Origin of the sequence: Geobacillus genomosp. 3 (genome assembly GCF_000445995.2) — a bacterium.
Classification (GTDB): Bacteria; Bacillota; Bacilli; order Bacillales; family Anoxybacillaceae; genus Geobacillus.
On the sequence record NC_022080.4, the window covers coordinates 2,607,473 to 2,625,979 of the forward strand.

An 18,507-nucleotide genomic window follows, 5' to 3' on the forward strand; every position below is an offset into this window, starting at 1 on the left:
CCCCGTTCCTCCCTTTCCGAAAAAACCGCGGCCGCGCTCCGTCAGACGCGGCCATGAATCCACCAGCTATTCAGCATGTCCGACAACAGCGGCGTATGTTTCACAATGGCCGTCGCCATGAACGAGCGCTGCAGCTGCTCCTGCACGCTGTCAATCGGCACGAGCGCCCCGATATACAACAACAAAAAGACAAGCAAATACACTTCCGCAAACCCGAGCGCCGCCCCCGCCAAGCGGTTGACGCTGCGCAGCAACGGCAGCTGAGCGACGAAATCGAGCATCGAGCCGATGATCTGAAGCACAATTTTCACGGCAAAAAATAAAAGCGCAAACGAAATCGCCCGGTAATAGGCGTCATCTAAATGGGTGCTCTGAAACAGCAGCTTCACCGTCTCCGGATCGCCGAACGTCGGATACGGAATCCAAAGGCGCAGCGTCGGCACAAACCGTTCATAATACCGATAGGCGACGAAAAAGGCGATGAGAAACCCGGCCATATGGATGAATTGAAGAATAAAGCCGCGCTTCAGTCCGATCATCGCCCCAAGCAAAAGGACAAACAACAGCACGACATCAATCATCGTCTTCCCCGTCCTTTTTCTGTTTCAGCTTTTCCGCAAGCCGTTGATATTCTTCTTTCAGTTTTAAATACTCATTGGCGATATTGACGGCTGTCAACACAGCCAGCTTGGGCACATCGAGCATCGGATTTTTCTCACTGAATTCATGCATTTTATCATCAACGAACGCCGCCACGAGCCGGATGTGGGCCGGGCTTTCCGTGCCGACGATCGTGTAGTCTTGTCCATAGATGCGGACGCTCACCCGCGTTTTGGATTCCCCTGTCAACCTGCTTCCCCCATTCCGCAAAAATCCTACTGTTTATCATATCATGAATGCTGGTATAATGGAAAGACGCACACGTGGAGGCAAAGAAGACAAGCAAAGGAGAGAGCGAACGTTGTCAAACTATGTGATTCAAGCCGACCGGCAGCTGCTTGACGCCTTGCGCGCCCACTACCAAGACGCCTTGTCCGACCGGCTTCCGGCCGGAGCGTTGTTTGCCGTCAAGCGCCCGGATGTCGCGATCACCGCCTACCGCTCAGGCAAAGTGCTGTTTCAAGGAAAAGCGGCGGAGCAAGAAGCGGGGAAATGGATCGGGAAAGCAGCAGCGCCGTCCGGCAAACCAAAAGAACGGGAAACCCCCGCTCCGACGGAATCAAAACTCGGGACGCTTTCTGCCATCGGTTCGGATGAAGTCGGCACCGGCGATTATTTCGGCCCGATCGTCGTCGCCGCCGCCTACGTCGACCGCGCCCATCTCGACCGAGTCGCGGCGCTTGGCGTGAAAGATTCGAAACAATTGACCGACGAGGCGATCAAACGGATCGCACCAGCCATCATGGAAACGGCGCCGTATGCCGTCACCGTGCTCGACAACGCCGAATACAACCGCTGGCAGCGAAGCGGCATGCCGCAGACGAAAATGAAGGCGCTCCTTCACAATCGGACGCTCGCGAAGCTCGTTGATGCCATCGCGCCCGCCGAACTAGAGGCGATCATTATCGACCAGTTTTTAGAACGCGATGCGTATTTCCGCTACCTCGCTGATGAAACGCGCATCATCCGCGAGCGCGTGCACTGCCTGCCGAAAGCGGAAAGCGTGCACGTGGCGGTCGCCGCCGCCTCGATCATCGCCCGCTGCGTGTTTTTAGAGGAGATGGAGCGATTATCCCGCGCCATCGGCTTCCCGCTTCCAAAAGGCGCCGGCGTCATCGTTGATGAAGCCGCAGCCCGGATCATCCGCGAGAGAGGGGAAGAGGCGCTCGCTGGGTGCGCCAAGCTTCATTTTGCCAATACGAAAAAGGCGCTTGACATCGCCAAGCGCCAAAAATGAACGGGCCGAATCGATGAACAGTGATGGTTGTCCATAGCGGAACGCACCATCTAAAATTTTGGACGAAACAGCCGGGGATTGGGCACAATAGGCAGCTTCACGGCAGGCGTTTCCCAACTGAAGAAACATTGGAACACCGGTTTTTTCACACGATCCGGAAACCGCTGTTTTTAGCGGCTTTCCGAGAACACCTCGTGACGAAAAGCCCCTTCCCCCAGCCCGCAGCTCGGCCGGGAGGGGGCATCTATCGGTTAAGCAATATGATCTCCCGAGCCTCGACGTCCCTGCTTTCTTTACTTTGGCTAATCCTCTTGGGAGCGGCAAGAATCACCCTCACCGTTGCTTCTTCCGTAAAATCGTCAGCGGTTAATTCGTTTCCATGTTCATCACGGGATGTTGTTTGATCTGCAATTCGGACTGTGACGAGTCGAGCCGCTGTCACTCACGCCCGCTCTTCCAGCGCGGCGACAACTTTCTCGGCCGTGCTCCGGCTCGATTGCGGGTTTTGTCCGGTGATCAAGTTGCCGTCGCGCACCGAGAAATCGGTCCATTTCTCGCCGCGGACGAAATTCGCCCCGCGCAGGCGCAAGGTCGACTCAAGCAAAAACGGCATATGCACATCGAGCTCAACTTCGCGCTCTTCTTCATCGGTAAACGAGGTGACCGTTTTTCCTTTCACAATCGGCGTGCCGTCTTTGTATGTCGCATTCACCAATCCCGATGGACCGTGGCAGACAGCGGCGATAATGCGCCCGTCTTCAGCAAACTGCTGCAAGACGTATTGCAGCGTTTCGTTGTCCGGAAAATCGAACATCGTCCCGTGTCCACCGGGAAGGAAAATGGCGTCAAACCCGTGTGCATCGTCGTTGCTTAAGCGCGCCGTGTTGTTCAGCGCCGCTTCCGCCTCGGCCCAAGACGGGTCTTTTTCATTGATGCTGCGCGGGTCCAGCGGCACGTCGCCGCCTTTGATGCTCGCCACTTTCACGTCATACCCTTTTTCTTTAAACACCAAGTACGGCACGGCAAATTCTTCAAGCCAAAGCCCGGTTTTATGGTCGTCGGTGATCGTCGTATGGTTCGTCACCACCATGAGCACTCGTTTCGTCATGCCCGCATGCCTCCTTTCGATTCTGGTGTGTTCTCTGTCACTCATCATACTTTACGTTGGGCAAAAACGGAAAAAATATGCTTGTGAAATCGAATCGCTCTTGATCAAAATCAGGGGAGGAAACGACAACGTCATTCCCCCGCCGCTTCTTTCACTTTCGCTTTGAACGCCTTTACCTCCTCAGGTTTATAAATCCCGAGCAAATCCTTTTCGTTCATCTTTCGCACCATTTGGCTGTTCTGTTGTTCTCAAAGGCAAAGAAAAACGGATCTCCAAATGATTGTTTTGATGCCTGCGTACAGGAATAAGAAAAAGGGCGTCCCGATCTGTTAGGACTCACATTTCGCACCCTGAATAAAAATTCGAAATAAGCCAGGTTTGACCGAATAAAAATTAATTATTTTACAATTTTTGTATAAAAAATTATTTTTATGCGCATATTCGGGTTGTTTTTTGTATATTATGCAAAGGTTGCGAAATATGAGTTAGGACACCCTCTCTCGCGTTCTTAACTGATTTTTTGTTGTTCCAGCCCATCCGCTTCGCCCATCAGCTGCCAAAACGGCCACCAGTTGGCACGGCCGAACGTGCGGACCATGACCGGCACAAAGAGCGGCAGGACGACGAGGGCGTAAAGGAGGAGCCCCGTCAGCACAATCGTGGCGATTTGCAAAAGCGACAAGACGCCGGACGGATACATCGCGGCAAACGTTCCGCCTAAAATGACGGCGGCGGAGATGATGACCGTCCCCATATGGCCCATCGCCGACAGCATCGCTTCTTTCACCGGCCGGCCGCGGTATTCGTTGAACCGGTCCATGAGAAAGATGCTGTAGTCGATGCCGAGCGCCAACAGCAGCACAAAAGCGAAAAACGACACCGCCCAGTTCAAGCCGGCATAGCCGAGGCCGTTGACGAAAATGAGTTCAGTGACGGCCATCGACGTGTAATACGTCAACACGAGCGACAAAATCAAATAGAGCGGCATAATGAACGAACGGAGGAGCACCGCCAGCACGATGGCAATGCCGATTAACATGATCGCCGCCGTCCGCTCATAGTCGGCGTTTGAGATCGCCTGCAAATCCGCGTACGTGCTCGTGACGCCGCCGACGGCGATCGTCGCGTCTTCCCATTTCGTCCCTTTGACTGCCCGTTCGACGGCATGGCGGATATCATCGACCCGGCCGAGCGCCGATGTCGAATACGGATTGTCTTTCAAAATGACATCGAACGTCACGATGCGGCGGTCTTTTGACATATACGCGTCTTTCGCCTGCGCAAAGTCTTGGCTTTCGCGCGCCTCTTTCGGCATGTGCCAGCCGGCCATTTCTTTCTCTTTTGCCGATGACAAATCAGCTAAGTACGTTTCCGCCGCACCGAGGCCGCCCGCCACTTTTTGCAGGCCGGACGCGCTTTGGTCCAGGCCGTTTATGAGCTGGCCGAGCTGGCCGCCAAGGGCGGAGAAATGGTCAAGCAGTTGGCGCTGGCCGCCGTTCACTTGTTCAAGCCCTTGCGAGAATTGCGGCAGTTTTTCAACCGCCTGTTTCTGGCCGTCGGCCGCTTTCGTCAAGCCGGCTTCGAGCTCACCGAGCCCGGCGATCACTTGATCCAAACCGCCGTTGACCGCCGCTTGGCCGGCCGCGAGTTGAGCGAACGACTCGTTCGCTTTCGCCAAGCCCGCGCGCGCCTGCTCAAGCGCTCCGTTCAGCTGCGTGAGACCGTCCGCCATTTGGTTCGTCTGGCCGGACAGAGCGGCGACCGTCATTTTCGCCCGTTGGTATTGGGCGTCTTGGCTCAGCTCTGGATGTGACTGCTCGACTTGCTCGAGCATTGTCTGCACGGCGGCGAGCTGGCTGGCGACCGCCTTCAGCCCCGCTTCGATTTGCCGGTATTGGCCGCCTAGAGCCGACAATCCTTGTTCCGCCTGCTTGTAGCCGCCAAGCAGCTGATTGGCGCCTTCCTGCAGCTTTTTCGCATGATCGCGAAGCGTCGCCAAGCCTTGTTTCAACTCGCCGGCGCCCACCGCCCCGCGGCGCACCCCTTGTTCAATTTGGCTTAAGCCGCTTTGCAGCTGGCGCAGGCCGTTCGCAAGCCGCTCCGTTCCCGTGACGAGCTCGCCGATGCCGGATGACGCCTGCTTCAACTGCGGCGCGGACGAGGACAGCTTTTCGCTTGCCGTCTCAAGGCCGGAGCTGATTTTCTCAATCCCGTCTTTTCCGGCGCCAAGGCCGTCTTTCAGCTGTTTCGCCTGTTCGGTGACATACAGCTCTTCGATCGGCTCCCCTGTCGGCCGCGTCGCTGAGCGGACGCTCGCCACCCCATCCACCGTTTCCACCTCGCGGCTGATTTTCTCAATCAACGCCAGCCCCTCTTCGGAGTCAAGCGGTTCTTTGCCTTTCAATACGACTTGCGTCGGCATCGCATCGCCCGGATTGAAATGAGCGGCAATAATGTCAAACGCTTTGACCGAGCGGTAATGGTCGCCGATCTCTTCCATCGAATCAAACGACAGTTTGCCATCGTACGTCACGAGCACCGGCACGGTTGCGACGGCGACGATCGCCAGCGCCAAAAACGGACGGGCGAACGCAAACCGGCCGGCCGCAAGCCAAAGGCGGCTTTGCCCGTGCTCCAGCTTCCCGCGCACCGGCCAAAACAGCTTCTCGCCAAGCACGGCCATGAAAAACGGCACGAGCGTCATTAAGGCGACAAGCAATACCGCGACCCCGACGGCGACAGCCGCCGCTGACTGGTACAGCTTAAACGTCGACAAGCCGATCGCCGCAAAGCCGATCATGACGGCAATGCCGCTTGCCGCCACCGTTTTCCCCGCCGTCCGGTACGTGGCGACGATCGCCTCCGCCCGGTCGCCGCCTTTCGCCAGCTCTTCCTTAAACCGGCTCAGCAGCAAAATGCAATAGTCGGTCCCGATGCCAAACAAAACCGCGACTAAAAAGATTTGCGTAAACGTCGACAGCGGAAAATTCACCTGATCGACCAAAAAGGCGACGACCGACTGTGAGACGACGTACGTCGCCCCGACCGCCACAAGCGGAATCAGCGGCGCCACCGGCGAGCGGAACACAGCAAGCAACACGATCAAAATAAAGACGAGCGTAATGCCTTCCGTCTTTTTCACGCCTTCAAGCGAACTCGTGACGACATCTTCATCCACCATCCATCCGCCGGTGAAATAATGCTCAACCTTGACGTCTTCGACCGCTTCATACAACTGGTCCGTCAGCTGTTTCGCCGTCCGGCCGGCGGGGTCGATGCTGACGGAAACGAGCATCGTCGTCCCATCTTTCGAGACGAGCTCTTGTTCCAACTCCGGGTTGGCAAACGGCGAGACGATGTTCGTGATATGAAGATCGTTTTTCTTTTCTTCGAGCGCGTTTACCGCCCGTTCAATCTCTTGTTTGTCGCCCGCCGTCAGCCCGTCTTTTTGGTAAAAGACGAGCACCGCCGAGCGTTCGTTTTGCTTGTTTTCCTGGCTGTTCGCTTCTTTGATCAGCTTGGCCGCCAATGACGATGAGTAGCCGTCCGGCACGCTCAGCTGCCCTTTTTCACGGACGAGCTCGCCCATGTTCGGAGCGGTCATCATGAGCACCGTGGCGATGATGATCCACGCCGCAAACACGAACCATCTTCCTTTAATGATCGCCCTCATTTCGCTTCCTCCACCTCCTGCAGCACGCGGGCCAACCGTTCATACGTGCGGATGAACGTTTCAATTTCCTCTTCCGGAAAGCGGGCGATCACCTCTTCGACGAGCCGATAGACGCTGCGGTCCATCTCTGTGATCCACGCTTCCCCTTGTTCCGTCAGCGATAAGACGATGACGCGCCGGTCGTTTTCGTCACGGTCGCGGCGCAGCCAGCCTTTGTCGACGAGGCGGTTCGTCATCGCCGTCACCGCGCTTTTGTTGACGCCGAACATCGCCGCGAGCTCCGTTGACGTGCACGTCCCCCGCCGGCGGATGTAGCGAAGCAAATAATATTGGTCGTGCGTCATCTCTTCGCAAAGGCTGTCTTTGACAAGCGCCGCCCCCCGTTTCATCACAAGAAACGAGACGGACAAATAACGGTCAATCCATTCGTCGATGGTTCGTCCCGGCATTTGTTCACCTCCATTTGTTCACGGATTGAACAATCGACCAAAAGCGCCCCGCGCACGGCCGCTTTGTCCATTTGGTTCAACTATTGAACTATTAGTAACGATACCAACTGAAAATGAAAAAGTCAATGATTTTCGCTTGAGCCAAGCGGTCGCCGTGGCGAAACAGTACGCCAAGCGCCATCGGGATACGCTTCGCTCAAAGAACCACAATCTCTTTTTCTCCCCGATGATAAGAAATCAAACCCGTTTTTCATTGCCGCTGATCATCGCCCCACATGATAACCGATCCAGGCGAGACAACCGCCCAACAAGTACGTCGCCGCCAAATAAGCGATCGCCTTCGTCCATTGACGCTGCTGCATCATTTGCACGCTTTCCCATTTCAACGTCGAAAACGTCGTGAACGCGCCCATAAAACCGGTGCCGACAAGCAGCTTCGTCGCATCGGCGGCGCCGCTTCCGGCCAGCCAGCCGAGCAAAAAAGACCCAAGCAAATTGACAATCAGCGTCCCGAGGGGAAACCGCGGCGAACGCCGGGCCGCCCAGCGGCTGACGGCATAGCGGGCCACGGCGCCGAAAAACCCGCCGAGCGCCACCAAGAGCGGTGTGGTCATTACGCCATTTCCTCCTTTCGCTTTAGATGAGCGGCGGCGCATCCCGCCCATGCGGCGAACAGGCCGCCAAACAGGCTGGCGGCGATATAAACGGCCGCCGCACCCCATTGTCTATGTTCCAGCAATTCCACGCATTCGACGCTGAGCGTCGAAAACGTCGTATACGAGCCGACAAAGCCAGTCGTCACCGCCGTTTTGAGCCATGGCGGCCACGCGGGGCGGCGGGTGAACACCACCGTAAGCCAGCTGAGCGAAAACGAACCGGTCCAGTTGATGACAAGCGTCGCGAACGGAAAACCGTGGGCGGCGGGAACAACCAAACCGAGTCCATAGCGGACAAGCGCGCCGATCATGCCGGCGATGCCGACAGCGAGATAGACCAATGTAAACCCCTCCTTGCCAAAACAAACAGACTCCCGCCGCTTTCATTTGCAGCAGGAGTCATCAGCCGGAAGCCGGCGGTTATGGCGAACTCCATCGCCTATGAAGGTTGGCTTTGTTTTATTTTACCATATGCATCCTTCCGCTGTGAAGGCGGACCTAGCGGGCGCGGCGGAAGCCTTGTTGTTCGAACGTTTGCAGCGCCTGTTCACTCGTCAAATACGCGTAAAACACCCGCGCCTCCTTGAGATGTTTGCTCGTTTTGACCACACCGAGCGGATAGACGATCGGGTCGTGCATGCCGCTTGGCACCGCGGCGGCGATCTTGACGTTGTTCGACACAAGCGCATCCGTCCGGTACACAAACCCGGCATCGACGTTGCCGGTTTCCACATACGTCAACACTTGGCGGACGTCTTTCGCGTAAACGAGCTTCGGCTTCACTTGCTTCCACAGCCCGGCCTTCTCAAGCGTTTGTTTGGCGTACATGCCGGCCGGCACCGACTCGGGGAGGCCGATCGCCACTCGTTTGGCGCGGGTGATGTCATCAAGCGACTGAACCGCTCCGTCCCCTTGTTTCGGAACGATGAGCACGAGTTCGTTGGCGAGCACCGTTTTTTCGTGCTCGGGGTCGATCAACCCTTCCGTTTTCAACTTCTCAAACGGCTCAGGTGCCGCGGAGAAAAAGAGATCGACCGGCGCCCCTTCGGAAATTTGCCTTTGCAAGGCACCCGACGCACCGAAATTGTACTGGATGCGGATGTTCGGGTTCTTTCGTTCAAACGCTGTTTTCGCTTCTTCCAACGCTTCCCGCAAACTGGCGGCGGCGGAGACGGTGAGCTCCACTTTGTCAGTTCCTTCCCCCGCCCGCCCGTTTTCTCCCGCTGTACATCCATATAAGCTGCCAAGCAACCAGAAAGCGAGAAGCCAAGCAAGGTTGCGCATCGCGTCTCTCCTTCCCGTCATGGTGGCTGCCATTCATTTAACCAAGAACAAGCGATGATGGCGATCTTTTTCCCGCCTTCTGGCAACACAAATAGATGACTAAATGGTTTGAAACCCGCACTCAGCAAGCGAGGAAAAAACGCCGCCCCGGGTCGGGACAGCGTTTTGTTTCACCCGCGCAGCACCGCGCCAAACTGCTTCTCGACCGCGGCGAGCACCCGCTCGTAGACGGCGGCCACCTCTTCGTCCGTGAGCGTCCGCTCCGGATCGTAGAAGCGGAGCGAGAAGGCGAGCGATTTTTTCCCGTCCGGCAGGCGGTCGCCTTGGTAGACGTCAAAGAGGGAGACGTCTTTGACGAGCGGCTTTCCGGCTTCGGCGATCGCCCGCTTCAAGGCGTCGGCTTCGATGGTTTCATCGACGACCAACGCGATGTCGCGCACGACCGACGGGAAGCGCGGAATCGGCTCGTAGCGGATCGCTTCACTTTCGGCATTCAACAGCTCGGCCAAGGCGAGTTCAAAGACGTACGTTTCCTTTAAGTCCCACTCTTTTTGCACGGCCGGATGGAGCTGGCCGACAAAGCCGATGACCGTTCCGTCAAGCACGATGTCCGCCGTCCGCCCGGGATGCAAATCGGCGCGCTTGGCCGGCTTGTATTCGATGCGGGCGGCGAGTCCAAGCAAGTCGAACAAGCCGTCCAAAATGCCTTTGGCGACATAAAAGTCAGCCGCCTTTTTCTCGCCTTGCCATAAATGGGCGTGCCATAAGCCGGTGAGAACGCCGGCGAGCCGCTCTTTTTCCGCCGGTTGGACGTTTTCCCCGCGAGACAAATAGACGGAGCCGATTTCATACAAGGCGACGTTCTCGACTTGGCGGGCGCGGTTGTAGCTCGCCGCTTCAAGCAAATGCGGAATCAAGCTTTGCCGCAAAACGCTCCGCTCTTCGCTCATCGGCAGCGCGAGACGGATCGGGTCAGCCTCCTCCAACGCAAAACGCGCCGCTTGATCCGGGCTCGTCAACGAATACGTGATCGCCTGAAACAAGCCGGCCCCTTCCAAATAGCGGCGAACGCGGCGGCGCTTCGCCTGGTACGGGGTGAGCCCGCCCGGTTTCGCCTCGGCCACCGGCAACGTCGACGGCAAATGATCGTAGCCGTACAAACGGGCGACTTCCTCGATGATATCTTCTTCAATCGCAATGTCGCGCCGGCGCGACGGGACATGAACCGTAAACGTTCCGTTGTCTTCTGTAAACGGAAATTGCAAGTTCGACAAAATCGCGGCCACTTCCTCTTTCGTAATCGCCGTGCCGAGGACACCGTTGATGCGTTCAAGCGTGACCGTCACCGCCACCGGCTCCTCACGCCACACGCTCGCTTCCACGACGCCGCCGACGACCTCGCCGCCGGCGTATTCGGCCATCAACGCCGCGGCGCGCTCGAGCGCTTCTTTCGTCCGCGCCGGATCGATGCCTTTTTCAAACCGGGTGCTCGCTTCGCTGCGCAGTCCGTGGTCTTTCACGGCTTGGCGGATGACCGGGCTCGTGAAATACGCCGCTTCAATGAACACGGCTTTCGTATCATCGCGCACTTCCGAATCCGCCCCGCCCATCACGCCGGCTAAGGCGACCGGCTCGCGGCCGTTCGTGATGACAAGATGGTCTTCGGTCAGCTTCCGCTCGACATCATCGAGCGTGACGATCGTTTCGCCTGCCTTCGCCCGCCGGACGACAATTTCCTGCGAACCGAGGCGGTCGTAGTCAAACGCGTGCAGCGGCTGGCCGTACTCAAGCAAAATGTAGTTCGTAATGTCAACGACGTTGTTGTGCGGGCGAATGCCGGCCGCCATCAAACGCGCCTGCATCCAAAGCGGCGACGGGCCGATCTGGACGTTTTTCACGATCCGCCCGGCATAAAGCGGGTTGTCTTCCGGCGCCTCAACGCGCACCGAAATATAGTCGTGAACGTTTTCGTTCGTTTCCTTGACCGCCGCTTCCGGCAGCTTGACTTCACGGCCGAGAATGGCGGCCGCTTCATAGGCGACGCCGATCATGCTTAAACAGTCGGCGCGGTTGGGCGTTAACGAAAGCTCGAGCACTTCATCGCGCAAGCCGAGCCACTCGATGGCATCGGCGCCGACCGGCGCGTCGCTCGGGAAGACGAAAATGCCGTCCGCATACTCTTTCGGCACGACTTTCGCCTCGACGCCAAGCTCTTGCAGCGAACAAATCATGCCGTTCGATTCTTCCCCGCGCAGCTTCGCCCGTTTGATTTTAAAGTTGCCCGGCAGCACCGCCCCGACTTTGGCGACGGCAACTTTTTGCCCTTTGGCGACGTTCGGGGCGCCGCAAATGATTTGCACCGGCTCGCCTTCGCCAAGGTCAACGAGGCATTTCCGCAGTTTATCGGCGTTCGGATGCGGCTCGCATTCGAGCACATGGCCGATGACGACGCCGTTCATCCCGCGGTCGAGCGCCTCGACCCGCTCAACTTCAATGCCGCTTTTCGTGATGCGTTCGGCGAGCTCTTTGGCGGTGACGCCCGTCAAATCGACGTACTCGCTCAGCCAACGGTAAGACACGAGCATGCAAAACCCCTCCTTTTTCTGTTACACACGCAAAAATTGCCGCAAGAAACGTAGATCGTTTTGATAGAAATGGCGGATGTCATCAATGCCGTACTTCAGCATCGCGATCCGTTCCGGCCCCATGCCGAACGCAAAGCCGGTGTATGTTTTCGAATCAAAGCCGGCCATCTCGAGCACGTTCGGGTGCACCATGCCGGCGCCTAAAATTTCAATCCAGCCCGTGCCTTTGCAGACGCCACAGCCCCGCCCTTCGCAACGGAAGCAAGACACGTCGACTTCGACCGACGGCTCGGTGAACGGGAAAAAGCTCGGCCGGAAGCGGATGTCGCGCCCTTCGCCAAACAGCTTGCGGGCGAATTCGCGCAGCGTCCCTTTCAAATCGCTCATCCGAATGTTCCGGTCAACGACCAGCCCTTCAATTTGCGTAAACTGGTGCGAATGCGTCGCATCATCGGTGTCGCGGCGGTACACTTTGCCCGGGCAAATGATTTTCACCGGGCCGCGCCCGCGGTGGTTCTCCATCGTCCGCGCCTGCATCGGCGATGTGTGGGTGCGAAGCAAAATCTCGTCGGTGATGTAAAACGAATCTTGCATGTCGCGGGCCGGGTGTCCTTTCGGCAAGTTGAGCGCCTCAAAGTTGTAATAGTCGGTCTCGACTTCCGGCCCTTCGGCGATCGTATAGCCCATGCCGATAAACAAATCTTCAATTTCTTCAATGACGCGTGTGAGCGGATGCGGGTTGCCGAGACGCACCGGCCGGCCGGGCAGCGTCACATCGATCGCTTCGGCGGCTAATTTGCGCTCGACTTCCTCCTCTTCGAGTTGCGCTTGTTTCGCTTCCAGCGCCTGTTGGATCGCCTCTCTCACTTCGTTGGCCAGCGCCCCGAGTTTCGGGCGCTCCTCGGGCGGCAGCGCCCCCATGCCGCGCAACACTTCAGTAATCGGCCCTTTTTTGCCCAAATAGGCGACGCGCACATCGTTGAGCGCTTTTAAGTCACGGGCTTGGCCGATTTGTTCAAGCGCCTCGCGTTTCAGCTCGTGCAGCCGTTCTTTCACACCAATCCCTCCTCGTATCAAATAAAAAAACCCGCCCCCATAAGGGACGAGTTGTTGCTCGCGGTACCACCCTTGTTAACAGCACAAGCGCGCTGTTCGCTTCATTGCGATAACGGCCGAAAGCCGGAACACCTTTACATCTCCTTTTGGGATGGTCCCGGTGCCAACTCGGGAGGTGAACTTCACTTGCGTCGGCCATAAAAACGCTCCCAGTCTACGGCGTTTTCTCCCTGGATGGCGAGCGGCAAGCTACTTTTCTCCGTCATCGTTGTTGTCGGTATGGGAAATGTCGCTATTCATTATACGCAAAGAAAAGGGCAAAGGCAAGGTCAGGCCGAAATTTCTTTGCGCAGCTCATCGATTTCTGCTTCCTGTTCAATCGAGCGGATCGCGAGGCGCTCCATAATTTTTTCCTGCCGCACTTGGCCTTCCTTGAGCGCGGCAACATCTTTTTTGACCCCTAACATATCCTTTTTCATGGCGTCCATGTCTTTTTTCATCGCATCCATATCTTTTTTCATCGCATCAACGTCGCTTTGGATGCGATCGACTTTGTCTTCAAGCTTCGTCACGCTTCCCTGCAGTTTGGCGATATCGATGCGCATTTGTTCGATGTAGGCCCCTTGAACATCAAGACGCTCAAGCACCGCGTTCAATAACGCCCGCAGTTCGTCATCCATCCGTCTCCCGCTCCCTTGTCCGTTTGATTTTCAATAATTTTATTTTACCTCATCGCCCGCAGCGAATAAAGCAAAATTCCAGCGGCGACGGCGACGTTGAGCGATTCGGCTTGGCCGTAGATCGGGATATAGATGTTTTCCGTCGTCATCTCAAGCCACTCGCGCCGGACGCCGCTTCCTTCATTGCCGACGAGCAAGGCGAATGAGGACGATGGACGAACAGTGCGGTAATCGGCGGCGTTCTCCAGGGCGGTGCCGTACACCGGAATGCCCCGCTCCTTGAAACGCGCGATCCATTGCGCCAGGTCGCCTTTGACAACCGGAAGGTGAAACAGCGACCCTTGCGTCGCTCGCACGACCTTCGGATTGTACAAGTCGGCGCACCCTTCGCCAAGGATGACGGCGTCGATCCCGGCGGCGTCGGCGGTGCGAATCATCGTCCCGAGGTTGCCCGGGTCTTGCACGGCGTCAATGAGCAAGGCGGTCTTCACGCCGTCAAGCTCGGCTGGCAACTGGCGGCACACCGCGGCGATGCCTTGCGGCGTTTCCGTGCTGCTGACGGCCTTCATCACCGCTTCGGTCACGACCGCAACCGGGACGTCTCCAACGTTCCAGCCGGGCGGGACGGCTGTTTGCTCATCGACGATCAGTTCGACAAGAGGGGCGTTGCTTTTGACCGCCTCTTCGACAAGATGAAATCCTTCGAGCCAAAACCACCCGGTCTCATCGCGCCCTTTTTTCGTCAACAGCTTTTTCCACTGCTTCACGCGTGCGTTTTTCGGCGATTCGATCCGCTTCACCGCTTCGTCCCCCAATGGTTGGCGATAAACTCGTCGCGTCCGGACGCAGCGCGGTCCTGCTTGTAATGCTCCGGATTTTTCTTATGGTAGTTTTGATGATACTCTTCGGCCGGGTAAAACGTTGTCGCCGGCAAAATTTTCGTCACAATCGGCTTTGAAAAGCGGCCGCTTTCTTCTAACGCCCGCTTCGACTGCTCGGCGAGCTGGCGCTGTGTTTCGTTATGGTAAAAAATCGCCGTCCGGTATTGCGGTCCGCGGTCGTGAAACTGGCCGCCGTCATCGGTCGGGTCGATTTGACACCAATACAGCTCCAAAAGCCGCTCATACGGAAAGACGTTCGGATCAAACGTAATTTGCACCGCTTCGTAGTGGCCGGTCGTGCCTGTTTTCACTTGCTCATACGTCGGGTTTTCGACATGCCCGCCCGTATAGCCGGAGACGATGCCGTAAATGCCGTCAAGCTCCTCAAACGGCGTCACCATGCACCAGAAGCAGCCGCCGGCGAATGTCGCTTTTTCCATTGTGTCGTCACCTCATGCGTCAAGTTTCTTCCTTGTGATTATAGCAAAATGTGAGCCGTTGTCATCTTTCACGCCCAAAGCGGGGTGCACGCCGGCCGCTCATGTCGATGAGTCAAGCCGTTGCTTCATTTCGTGAAGCAAACGGTCAAACAGGAGGATATAGTGTGTGCGAATGCGTTCATACATGTCCATCGCCGTTTCTTCATCATACGTATGGGATGTTCGGTTGCGGTCTTCGAGCATGCGAAGCCATATCTCCCCGCCTTGAATCAGCCCTTCCCGAAACGCCTCGCGAACCGGGCGGTTTCGCGGCCATCATCATCACTCATTTCGCTCTCGTTTTTTCCCTATTATACCATATGACACGGGCCGCTCATGCATAAATCCGCCCTCATTGGCAAACGATAACGGTGTACAAAACGGCAAACGAGGTGATGACAATGGATTTAAACCTTCGTCATGCGATTATGCACAATGTTGCCAACAACTCGAAAGACCAGCTCGAAAATACGATCGAAGACGCCATTCAACGGGGCGAGGAAAAATATTTGCCCGGTCTTGGCGTCTTGTTCGAAGCCATTTGGAAACGGGCGAGTGAGCAGCAAAAAGACATGATGCTCACCACACTCGAGCAGGCCGTAAAGCAGTAAAGCAATAAAAGGCCGACAGCCACCGCGCTGTTTTCGCCGCGGTGATCTTTTCCGCCTGAAGGGTGGCAAAAAATCAACGGTTTCCCTTGATCGCGTGCCATGCGGGAAAGAAACCGGCTGACGCAAATCCCTTCCATTTCCGAAGCTCTATGAGAGGGCTGTACATTCCGTTCAATGACCTGCCTTTCAGACAGCGTCAACAGCCCACATCAGCTGGAACAGTCCGCCCGATTGAGGGCGGCTTTTCCATTTTCCTCCCCCGTTTTTTAATTACAGTCATTCCCACCCGCCATGTAGCCTCTCCCTTTTCCCCAATCCGGTTTCGCCACCGTCTAACGCATGACAACCCAAGCCAAATGAGCACCCCGGCAAGCTGAACCGTCATCCATTATTACGTTTTTTTATCTATAGTAAAAAATCCGTATTACTTTTTACTATTTTCACTATCTAAATATAAAAAATACATGACCCGAAAACAGCGAAATCACACATCAAAACATGGAAAGTAACAAAAAAATATAAAAAATATAAAAATGTTATTGACTGAATTTTTGAATTGTTTTATATTATGTTTTAGAAACGATATTTTAAAAAACATAATAAATAAAGGTGAGGGGATATTATGACGAAGGAAGAATTAATTCAAAAAATTAAAAACGGGTTTATTTTGGAAAATCAGGAGGATATGAACGACGAGTATCGCGAAGCGCTGAAACAGACGCTTAAGATTGTGGCGGATACCGAGCTGTTAAGCGTTCCACCGCTGTTGACAGTGTACGATGATATTCCGAGCCTAAACTTAAAAATCACCGCCTTGGCGGTCATGCAAGACGAAATCGGACACGCCCACATCGCCTGGCGGTTGCTGAAAGATTTAGGAGAAGATATTGAAAGCTTGATGTTTAAACGGGAGCCTCATGAATGGAAAAACCCGTATGCCTTCGACTTTAAATTGGATAACTGGATTGAATTTGGCGTGTTTAACGCGTTTTTCGACCGGGCGGGCTATACGCTTCTCGGCGATGCCTTCCGCCATACGTCCTACGGTCCATGGAAGCGCGCCCTTGTGAAAGTGGACAAAGAAGAGTTGTTCCATTTGCGCAACGGCGAGGTCATTATGAGAAACGCCATGAAACAGCCGGAAACCGCAAAACTCGTGCAAGAAGCAGTCGATTGGATGTTCTTGATGGCGCTCGAGTTTTTCGGTGTGGCCGACCACTTGAAAAAGCGGTCCGCACAGCTCGAATATAGCCTGAAAGGAAGCACAAACGATGAGCTGCGGCAAATTTGGCTCTCGACTGCCGTTCCGTTCTGCGAAAAAATCGGGGTGAAAGTGCCTGCGCATTACGACGAGGAAACAGGAAAATACGTTCTTGATGTTCCGTTCCCGTGCAAGTTTGATCCTGAAAAGAAAAAATGGCTGTTTGACCAGCCGGATACGTGGGAAAACGTCGTGAAACGGTTTAAAGCCCGCGGTCCGCAAAATAAAGAGTTTGTGGAAAGAGTGCAAAAAGGATATTACGAGCTGGAGCAAGCACGAAAAGAGGTGGTATAACAATGGAATCCGTTTCCAACACAAAAGAAACGATCTGTTGGGAAGCGCTTACGGAAGTGATGGATCCTGAATTTCCTGTCAGTGTGGTGGATATGGGACTAATCTATGACATTAAAGAAAAAGACGGCACGGTTGACATCACGATGACGTACACCGCATCGTCATGCGCGTGCATGGAATGGATTGAAAGCGATATCCGTGACCGACTGCTGCAAGAAGATTTCGTTAACCACGTCAATATCCACGTCGTTTGGGATCCGGTTTGGACCGTTGACCGCTTAAGCGAAAAAGCAAAAGAAAAATTGAAATATTGGGGTGTGAGCGCGAAATGAACAACGAAAAACACGAGTATTACGTTTTTGCCCGGATCAATCGCGGAGATGACCTGATGTTCATCGGTTCCGTTGATGCCGATTCGGACAGCTTGGCCAAAATTTATGCAAACTTCACGTATGATGAAGAAGACTGGTTTGAAATGTTTGTCGTCAAGAAAGAGAACTTTTTGCCCGTCTCCCTTTCTGACGGTGTGATGAATTATGAATCCCGTATTAAAGGAGCTGAAGCGATATGAGCAAAAACGCGTTAATCACGTTGATTGAAGGCATTGCCGATAACAAATTCGTTTTAGGCGATCGTTTGGCGAAGGTGGGATTCAGCGCTCCGGATGTGGAATCGATGCTCGCTTCCATCGCAATGGCGCAAGGGGAATTAGGGCATGCGCGGCTATTGTATTGGTGGACGTTTGACTTGAACGGGCATGTTGGCAAAAAACCGGATATTAAAGGCGAAACCGGGAAATCGTTCAAAGCGGTTAGAGAGACGAACGGCTGGATTGAGTTAATCGCCAACTTTTATGTTATTAATCTCGCCATCGATGTCATCTTTGAATCGTTGGTGAATACGGATCACAAAGAGGTTGTATCCCATGTCAACAAGCTGTTTTTAGAGCATAAGGAACATTGCATCTACTCCGAGAACTGGGCGATCAAATTGCTTCGTGATCAAGGATCGGTGCCGAAACGATTTGAAAACGCGCTCCATCGCATCGTGCCTGAAGTCGAGCAATGGTTAAAAGAAATGGAGGAAACGGTTGAGTTATACCCGTATTTGTCCTATCGGGATTTGCTTGCCCGCTTCCAAAACGGCCTTCGACACGTTTGGCGGAAAGAGGCGGTGACCGATGCAAAATAATTACGATGAAAAGCCGCACTGCTCCTTTTGCCATTCTACCAATGTGCAGCTGATCGCGCCGTTTGGCACAGCACAATTGGTCAGACAGTTTTACTGTCATTCATGCAAAAGCGTGTTTGAATACATCCGCTGGCAAAGCGAAGAGCGGTCAGAACATGTGGGCCAATCAAGAAACTTCATAACAGGAGCCGCGCATACGCCGGCACAATAAGTGGCGCTTAATCTGTCAACAAGAAAGTGTCCCGAAATGTTCGGGACACCTTTTTCGCATTTACGCAATGCGACACGTCATGGTCAGGAACCGATGGTTTCCTCTCCCCGCTAAAGCGCCGCGTTCACAAAATTTCCTACTTGAACAACGCTTTCCTTGGCCGCGTTGGTGATGAAATCCACCGGCTTTTA

General features: G+C 55.0%; 20 protein-coding genes, 1 pseudogene, 1 riboswitch and 1 other annotated feature. Of the genes and pseudogenes, 7 read left to right on the plus strand and 14 right to left on the minus strand.

Annotated elements, in window-relative coordinates:
- Positions 1-41 precede the first annotated feature (41 nt).
- Positions 42-581, minus strand: coding sequence for a CvpA family protein (locus tag M493_RS12995; RefSeq protein ID WP_020960821.1), 540 nt, complete (start codon positions 579-581; stop codon positions 42-44).
- Positions 574-849 (minus strand): cell division protein ZapA, encoded by a 276-nt coding sequence (gene zapA / locus M493_RS13000; protein WP_020960822.1) that lies wholly within the window; start codon positions 847-849, stop codon positions 574-576. The genes M493_RS12995 and zapA overlap by 8 nt, the downstream gene beginning before the upstream one ends.
- A gap of 112 nt (positions 850-961) precedes the next feature.
- Between zapA and rnhC the strand changes: the two genes are divergently transcribed.
- Positions 962-1,897, plus strand: coding sequence for a ribonuclease HIII (gene rnhC, locus M493_RS13005; protein ID WP_020960823.1), 936 nt, complete (start codon positions 962-964; stop codon positions 1,895-1,897).
- A gap of 442 nt (positions 1,898-2,339) precedes the next feature.
- Here rnhC and M493_RS13015 read toward each other — a convergent pair whose 3' ends face one another.
- The 12 genes and pseudogenes from M493_RS13015 to M493_RS13070 all read right to left on the minus strand — a co-directional run.
- Positions 2,340-3,005, minus strand: coding sequence for a type 1 glutamine amidotransferase domain-containing protein (locus M493_RS13015; protein WP_020960825.1), 666 nt, complete (start codon positions 3,003-3,005; stop codon positions 2,340-2,342).
- A gap of 508 nt (positions 3,006-3,513) precedes the next feature.
- A complete protein-coding gene (locus M493_RS13020) occupies positions 3,514-6,678 on the minus strand; it encodes an MMPL family transporter (protein WP_020960826.1) in 3,165 nt (1,054 codons plus the stop codon).
- Positions 6,675-7,127 carry a MarR family winged helix-turn-helix transcriptional regulator gene (locus M493_RS13025; RefSeq protein ID WP_020960827.1) on the minus strand — a complete coding sequence of 151 codons (453 nt, stop codon included), beginning with the start codon at positions 7,125-7,127 and terminating at the stop codon, positions 6,675-6,677. Before M493_RS13025 ends, M493_RS13020 begins: the two co-directional genes overlap by 4 nt.
- A gap of 263 nt (positions 7,128-7,390) precedes the next feature.
- The gene (gene crcB / locus M493_RS13030) at positions 7,391-7,741 is read right to left on the minus strand and encodes a fluoride efflux transporter CrcB (protein WP_020960829.1); all 351 of its coding nucleotides are present in this window, start codon (positions 7,739-7,741) and stop codon (positions 7,391-7,393) included.
- Positions 7,741-8,124, minus strand: coding sequence for a fluoride efflux transporter FluC (locus M493_RS13035; RefSeq protein WP_020960830.1), 384 nt, complete (start codon positions 8,122-8,124; stop codon positions 7,741-7,743). Before M493_RS13035 ends, crcB begins: the two co-directional genes overlap by 1 nt.
- 45 nt (positions 8,125-8,169) lie before the next feature.
- A riboswitch (Fluoride riboswitch) is annotated at positions 8,170-8,232 on the minus strand.
- A 49-nt stretch (positions 8,233-8,281) separates the two neighbouring features.
- Positions 8,282-9,067, minus strand: a complete 786-nt coding sequence (modA, locus tag M493_RS13040) for a molybdate ABC transporter substrate-binding protein (RefSeq protein WP_020960831.1) — start codon at positions 9,065-9,067, stop codon at positions 8,282-8,284.
- 170 nt (positions 9,068-9,237) lie between these two features.
- A complete protein-coding gene (gene pheT / locus M493_RS13045; protein ID WP_020960832.1) occupies positions 9,238-11,652 on the minus strand; it encodes a phenylalanine--tRNA ligase subunit beta in 2,415 nt (804 codons plus the stop codon).
- Between the two features lie 21 nt (positions 11,653-11,673).
- Positions 11,674-12,708, minus strand: coding sequence for a phenylalanine--tRNA ligase subunit alpha (gene pheS / locus M493_RS13050; RefSeq protein WP_020960833.1), 1,035 nt, complete (start codon positions 12,706-12,708; stop codon positions 11,674-11,676).
- Positions 12,709-12,747: 39 nt separating this feature from the next.
- Positions 12,748-12,983 (minus strand) — a binding site (T-box leader).
- A gap of 54 nt (positions 12,984-13,037) precedes the next feature.
- On the minus strand, positions 13,038-13,388 hold the full coding sequence (locus tag M493_RS13055; RefSeq protein ID WP_020960834.1) for a hypothetical protein: 351 nt from the start codon (positions 13,386-13,388) through the stop codon (positions 13,038-13,040).
- Positions 13,389-13,432: 44 nt separating this feature from the next.
- Complete coding sequence (locus tag M493_RS13060; protein ID WP_020960835.1) at positions 13,433-14,188, minus strand: TrmH family RNA methyltransferase; 756 nt, start codon at positions 14,186-14,188, stop codon at positions 13,433-13,435.
- Complete coding sequence (gene msrA / locus M493_RS13065; protein WP_020960836.1) at positions 14,185-14,709, minus strand: peptide-methionine (S)-S-oxide reductase MsrA; 525 nt, start codon at positions 14,707-14,709, stop codon at positions 14,185-14,187. Before msrA ends, M493_RS13060 begins: the two co-directional genes overlap by 4 nt.
- 99 nt (positions 14,710-14,808) lie before the next feature.
- Positions 14,809-15,012: pseudogene (locus M493_RS13070) on the minus strand (HI0074 family nucleotidyltransferase substrate-binding subunit); the annotation flags it as partial.
- A 137-nt stretch (positions 15,013-15,149) separates the two neighbouring features.
- On the opposite strand from M493_RS13070, the gene sspI reads away from it, so the two are divergent.
- The 6 genes from sspI to M493_RS13100 all read left to right on the plus strand — a co-directional run bounded on the left by sspI (position 15,150) and on the right by M493_RS13100 (position 18,316).
- A complete protein-coding gene (gene sspI / locus M493_RS13075; protein ID WP_020960838.1) occupies positions 15,150-15,359 on the plus strand; it encodes a small acid-soluble spore protein SspI in 210 nt (69 codons plus the stop codon).
- 622 nt (positions 15,360-15,981) lie between these two features.
- On the plus strand, positions 15,982-16,914 hold the full coding sequence (locus M493_RS13080; protein WP_020960839.1) for a Phenylacetic acid catabolic protein: 933 nt from the start codon (positions 15,982-15,984) through the stop codon (positions 16,912-16,914).
- Between the two features lie 2 nt (positions 16,915-16,916).
- Entirely contained in the window at positions 16,917-17,246 is a 330-nt protein-coding gene (locus M493_RS13085; RefSeq protein ID WP_020960840.1) for a metal-sulfur cluster assembly factor, read from the plus strand.
- Complete coding sequence (locus tag M493_RS13090; RefSeq protein ID WP_020960841.1) at positions 17,243-17,485, plus strand: hypothetical protein; 243 nt, start codon at positions 17,243-17,245, stop codon at positions 17,483-17,485. Before M493_RS13085 ends, M493_RS13090 begins: the two co-directional genes overlap by 4 nt.
- Complete coding sequence (locus M493_RS13095; RefSeq protein WP_020960842.1) at positions 17,482-18,105, plus strand: Phenylacetic acid catabolic protein; 624 nt, start codon at positions 17,482-17,484, stop codon at positions 18,103-18,105. Before M493_RS13090 ends, M493_RS13095 begins: the two co-directional genes overlap by 4 nt.
- Positions 18,095-18,316, plus strand: a complete 222-nt coding sequence (locus M493_RS13100) for a hypothetical protein (RefSeq protein ID WP_020960843.1) — start codon at positions 18,095-18,097, stop codon at positions 18,314-18,316. The genes M493_RS13095 and M493_RS13100 overlap by 11 nt, the downstream gene beginning before the upstream one ends.
- Positions 18,317-18,507: the final 191 nt, after the last annotated feature.